The 5,617-nt window shown below is 47.5% G+C and carries 6 protein-coding genes; all 6 read left to right on the top strand.

All coding sequences use genetic code 11. From position 1 onward, the window contains the following. A partial coding sequence (locus H7K56_RS23050; protein WP_182689057.1) for a type VI secretion system Vgr family protein occupies window positions 1-1,054 on the top strand: 1,054 nt, incomplete at its 5' end. Window positions 1,055-1,063: 9 nt separating this feature from the next. Further along, entirely contained in the window at window positions 1,064-1,858 is a 795-nt protein-coding gene (locus H7K56_RS23045; RefSeq protein ID WP_150361272.1) for a DcrB-related protein, read from the top strand. A 3-nt stretch (window positions 1,859-1,861) separates the two neighbouring features. Continuing rightward, complete coding sequence (locus H7K56_RS23040) at window positions 1,862-3,184, top strand: PAAR domain-containing protein (RefSeq protein WP_150361273.1); 1,323 nt, start codon at window positions 1,862-1,864, stop codon at window positions 3,182-3,184. Then, the gene (gene tri1 / locus H7K56_RS23035) at window positions 3,184-4,248 is read left to right on the top strand and encodes an ADP-ribosylarginine hydrolase Tri1 (RefSeq protein WP_150361304.1); all 1,065 of its coding nucleotides are present in this window, start codon (window positions 3,184-3,186) and stop codon (window positions 4,246-4,248) included. The genes H7K56_RS23040 and tri1 overlap by 1 nt, the downstream gene beginning before the upstream one ends. Before the next feature lie 358 nt (window positions 4,249-4,606). Next, complete coding sequence (locus H7K56_RS23030) at window positions 4,607-5,077, top strand: hypothetical protein (RefSeq protein WP_249042741.1); 471 nt, start codon at window positions 4,607-4,609, stop codon at window positions 5,075-5,077. A 270-nt stretch (window positions 5,078-5,347) separates the two neighbouring features. Beyond that, a partial coding sequence (locus H7K56_RS23025; protein ID WP_220496640.1) for a contractile injection system protein, VgrG/Pvc8 family occupies window positions 5,348-5,617 on the top strand: 270 nt, incomplete at its 3' end.

The raw sequence follows: 5,617 nt of genomic DNA, 5'->3' as shown, positions 1-5,617 counted from the left end.
GACGGGCATCGCGCCGGGGTACCGGTTCGGCATCGTGAACGCGCCGCACTTCAGCGACAACGGTGAGTACCTGGTGACGTCGGCGCGGTACGACTTCGAGGAAAACGGGTACGCGAGCGGCGGCGGCGGCGCGCGGCACAACATCGCGTTCACGGTGCTGCCGTCGTCGGTGACGTACCGGGCGGAGCCGTCGACGGCGTGGCCGAAGACGCACGGCCCGCAGACGGCGAAGGTGGTGGGCCCGGCGGGAGAGTCAATCTGGACGGACCGCTACGGCCGGGTGAAGGTGAAGTTCCACTGGGACCGCCTGGCGAAGGGCGACGACACGAGCTCGTGCTGGGTGCGGGTGTCGAGCGCGTGGGCGGGCCAGGGCTTCGGCGGCGTGCAGATCCCGCGCGTGAACGACGAGGTGGTGGTGGACTTCATCAACGGCGATCCGGACCGGCCGCTGATCATCGGTCGCGTGTACAACGAGGCGAGCATGCCGCCGTGGGCGCTGCCGGCGGCGGCGACGCAGATGGGCTTTTTAAGCCGTTCGAAGGACGGCACGGCGGACACGGCAAACGCGCTGCGCTTCGAGGACAAGGCGGGCGAGGAGCAGGTGTGGCTGCAGGCACAGCGTAACCTGGACACACACGTCAAGAATGATGAAAGTCATAACGTCGTGAATAACCAGATTATCACCGTAGGTGCTAACCATGACACGCGTGTACAAGGCGATCATAGCATCGGCACGCAGGGGGATAGTAAAACACTGACGAAGGGCAATCGTACAGAAAGGACTCTGGCCTCTTATATTATTGCTGCTGGCGACAGCGTGCGAATTGAATGCGGTCTTAGCGCAATTGAATTAACCAAAGAGGGTGAGATTAATTTCATTGGTAAAAATTTCAATCTCACTGTAGATAGCAAAGGCCAAATTAACACTAAAAGCGGAGAGTTACACTTAAATCCAACGGGTGGTTCTGCAGCTATCGTGGCACCCGGCAGCGGACATAAAGACGTCATTAAGAACGAAATTGATCAATATTTTTCTTCAGCTGAGGGTGATTAAGGGATAAGTATGGCAATTTATACTCTACAGGAAGCATCCCTGGAATTACCAGATGTATTTAAAGATAGAACCATGAACCTGTTTACGCTGAGTGAAAATAACGCCAGCGAATTTACATTTGTAGTATCTCGGGCATCCGCCTTGCATGATGATACTGTGCAGAAAGTTGCTGCCCGGGTAATTCAGGAGATGAGCACTACCGTTCAGGCATTCAATAGCGTTACATCACAACTTATCGTGGTTGATGGTTTACCAGCAGTTGAAGCTTTATATCATTTTGAGAATGGTGGTGTACAGATATGGCAAAAGCAAACCATTCTCCTGCTTGATGATGAGCCTGGCGGGAAGAAAATCGTCTGTTATATAGGGACTTGTCCGGGACATTTCAGTGAATATTATCAAAAGCAGTATCGGGCAATTATAGATAGCATTAAGTTTAATTCACGGAATAGTGAGGTTGGGTCCGCTCCGGTTGCCTCTGACTCTTCCGATATATATTTCTCTCTCGACAATGATACGAAAATACTCACCGCACATGAGGGCGTCAATGCACTTTATCAACACGTTGATTTAAAGAGAGCATTGAATGGTAGTTATTTATTCTATGATAAAGCAGGAAATCCTCTCCATATCGCCGCGTTAAATAATGAAGAACCTCTCCGTTATGCGCTCTGGACTTCCGTGGGCAAAAATCTCTCATCTTTAACTCAAATGATTGGGATCGCTAAAGCGATTGAGGGACCAGAAGAATTAAGTGGTGAGAAGCAAATTCTTGCTTTTCTTCAGAGGCACAGGGATGAATAAATTATGGCGGAATTCAATGCGGCCAGAGAGCAGGACGACATAGCGCATACAGCTTCTGAAGGATGGATGATAGCCGGTCTTATCGGCGGAGCGATACTTGGAGCTGCGGCAGTGGTTGTTACTGGCGGTGCGGCGTTGATCGCGGTATCCGCTGCGGCGGCAGGGGCTTGTGCAGCAGGTGGGATAGGCGAAGTACTGGGTAGCATGTCCTGGGCGCCACGACATAACACCGGTAAGCTCATGTCTGGCTCTCCTAACGTTTTTATCAACAGCAGAGCAGCGATACGTGCCCATTTATCCAAAGGGAACTGTGATGAACACAGTGGTTCGCTGCAATTGGTCGCAGAAGGTTCAGATAAGGTCTTTATCAATAATTACCCAGCCGCACGCATCGGTGACCGTCTAACCTGTAGCGCCGAGATAGCCAGCGGATCTGCCAACGTTTTTATCGGCGGAGGGAAGTACCAGACCGATGACATTAATCCGGAAATTCCTGGCTGGGTTAACTGGATCATGATGGGAGTTGGAACGGCTGCCGTTGCAGTTTTAGCTTCACCAGCCATAGCATTACTTGGATTAGCCGGCGGGATCGGCGGTGGCTATGGCGGCAGCTGGATTGGTGGCAGGCTCTTCGGTGAAGGATCGGATGGGCAAAAATGGTCTATGCTGGCAGGGAGCTTCATTGGCGGCGCTGCTGGCGGCAAAGGCGGGATGAAGTTTGATGGCTGGCGGGCGTCCTCATTAGCTGAAAAAGTTTTTGATGTGCCAACAGAAGCTAAACAAATGAGTTTAGGTGATGCGGTTGGACATGACAGAGCCGCACGCTGGATAGAGAAAGGCAGACAGCTAGCTAATTCGAAGGCAAAAGAACTATCAGATCTTCTATCTGATGATCAAGTGGGAGCACTTTACGGATATACTACAGATCCTGGTTACCAAATGATTAACCCTGCTTTGAGAGGAAATAAAATGTTAACTCCAGAGCTTGAAGCCTTTGCTCAACATGCTGTAGATGGTTTAAATAACCTGCCTGCCATAGAAACACAAACATATCGTGGCATAAATGCATTACCTTCAAGCATATTGGATAATTATCAGATAGGTAATGTTGTCTCGGATAGAGGATTCATGAGTACAGATTTGGTCAACCCGTTTAATGGTTCAATTAAAATGAATGTTGAAGGTTATTCTGGGCGTGATATTGACTTTTTATCAAGCCATTCTGCTACAGAAACAGAGGTTTTGTTCAAACCAGACACGAAGTTTGTTGTAACGGATCGCATCGAAGAAAACGGTATTACCATAATAAATATGAAGGAACTATGATGATTGACTTACATGAATCTGACGATGTTATTAATCAGTACGCCGAAAGATATCATCACCTTTTGCCTGTAAGTAAAAGACAGGCATCTCGTTCTCCAGAAGGGCAGGATGCGCTAAATCAACCTGATTGGTATGAAAGCTACCCTCAGTTAAATACAGATGTTGATGCATTGGACCGGGCAAAAGGAGCTTTTCTGGGATTAGCTGTTGGCGATGCTGTGGGTACGACGTTAGAGTTTAAAATTAGAGATAGCGCCTATGTAGAAGATATGGTAGGCGGAGGCCCTTTTAAATTAAAGCCTGGTGAATGGACGGATGATACATCAATGGCTATTTGTTTGGCAGAAGCCTGTATTGAATCGGGGCGCGTTGATATTAATTTATTCCGCGATAAGATGGTTGACTGGTATAAACATGGTATTAATAGCGTTAACGGCTATTGTTTTGACATTGGTAATGCGACGCGCTATGCCCTGGAACAATATATGGAGAAAGGTGGGGGCTGGTTTGGAAATACGGCGAAAAATACTGCAGGTAATGCGGGGTTAATCAGGCAAGCGCCAGCAGTCATTCTTAATTGGCGCTCATTGCAGGATATCTATTTCGCTACCAAAGCGCAAAGTATGGCGACGCATGCAGCTGCAGAATCGTTATCGGCATGTAATTTTCATGGCTACCTTCTTCATATGTTGATCAATGGATGCAGTAAAGATGCTGTTTTTTCCCCGCATCTTATGCCATTAGTTTCAAGGGTGCTGATAATAAATGCCGGTGAGTACAAAAGTAAGCAGCGAGAACAAATTCGTTCAAGCGGGTATGTTATAGACACGCTTGAGGCAGCTATGTGGTCTGTGTGGAATACTAATAATTTTCGCGACGCTATTCTCCTGGCCGCGAATTTAGCAGACGATGCTGATAGTGTTGCTGCTACAGCAGGGCAAATAGCAGGAGCTTTATATGGTTATTCTGAGATCCCTCATGAATGGCTTGATAAGTTAGCACAACGAAAAAAGTTAGAGTTGATGGCAGAGAAATTGTTTCTCATGGGATGTGAAAATGCTTGATGACAAACATCTTAACTTCATTTTTAGATGCATTGTCCTTAGGGTGGTAATTATATATTTTAATAATGAAAATTAGATTGATTTCCATCTGTCTCTTGTATGATACGGTAGTATATTTTCGACGGTGGTGGACCCTGGATACTTTGGGTATTTTTAATTATCAGTATCTCTCTCAAGAATTTTTTTTACCGATGCTATAAGTAGTCGAAGCGCCAGAAGCGATATTCGTAACTCTGGCCTTATGGTTTCAAAATAATTTTAAGCTGCGGGTTCAAAATGTGCCAGGCATCTGCTCAGTGAAATTATATTGCCGCTCAAATAAATTGTGAGCTGAAAGATTAGTGACTGGAAAATGGTTTTGGTTGGTGATAATAAAAATGGTGGCAACAGTATGGGGATCGCAGCGTTTTTATTTTTCTTATTGGTGACGATATATTTTATCTGGAGTAGTAAGGTTGTCTATGGAGGAAAAACACTGGCTGGCATAGGGAAAGCTTTTATTGGGATCTTTATCGCCATTATCGCTATCGGGTTTGTGCTTAAAGGACTGGCAGCGATAATCCCAGATTTTACCAGGGACGCCGCAGGGGATTTAATGGAAGCGTTAGGTGTGTCATTGGTTTTTATATGGGGGGTGAGGTTTATACTTGTTGCGTTGTGCCATATTTTTGGCGCAATTATGGATTTTCACAAGAAATATAATGCTAAAACTTACAGAAGGTTTTCACCGGCTATCAATAAACTGTCGCCAGGGCTGTTCATTTTTTCAAAGGTCATTCTTTCTCTTGGAGCTATAGTGATTTTTTACGGTATTTGGCTGGCGAACTAAATTAAGAAGGGAAACCGGTTATGAATATCGATACAGACTTTGCTTTTCCCCTTGCGCTGGGTTTCTCTAAAGAAGAGATCGAGCAGCACTTCTGAGCCCGGTCGCGGTCAATACCCGGCTCATCGGACAGTTCCCGAATATGAAATAAGAAAAAAGCACTACAAGACCGGGTGTTAATTTTTAGCGTAATGCTTATATGCTGCATTTCACGCTATGGCGTTTAACCTCCCCCGATGACTCAATCATTTAAATAAGTTACGGAATCTGCTTATGTTCTCACGCATCACCGCGCAGCTGCCGATGGACGGCCTGCTGTTCTGGAAACTCACCGGCGCCGAGGCGCTGTCGCAGTCGTTTGAGCTGAACGCCGAGCTGCTGGCCACCGATGCGCGCATCGACCGGCACGCGCTGCTGGGGCAGCCGGTCACGTTTACGCTGCCGACGCAGAGCCTGCTGTCGCCGCGCTACTTCAACGGCAAAATCACGCGGGTGGCGGTGCGCAGCGAGGAGCTGAGCGGGACGCGCTACGCGGTGTACCAG

The organism is Pantoea dispersa (assembly GCF_014155765.1).
Taxonomy (GTDB): domain Bacteria; phylum Pseudomonadota; class Gammaproteobacteria; order Enterobacterales; family Enterobacteriaceae; genus Pantoea; species Pantoea dispersa.
This window is presented reverse-complemented; position numbering and strand designations above follow the sequence as displayed.

Bases quoted from the DNA above. Each gene is read 5' to 3' on its own strand.
- H7K56_RS23045 (WP_150361272.1), top strand. From the start codon at position 1,064: ATGGCAATTTATACTCTACAGGAAGCATCCCTGGAATTACCAGATGTA.
- H7K56_RS23040 (WP_150361273.1), top strand. From the start codon at position 1,862: ATGGCGGAATTCAATGCGGCCAGAGAGCAGGACGACATAGCGCATACA.
- tri1 (WP_150361304.1), top strand. From the start codon at position 3,184: ATGATTGACTTACATGAATCTGACGATGTTATTAATCAGTACGCCGAA.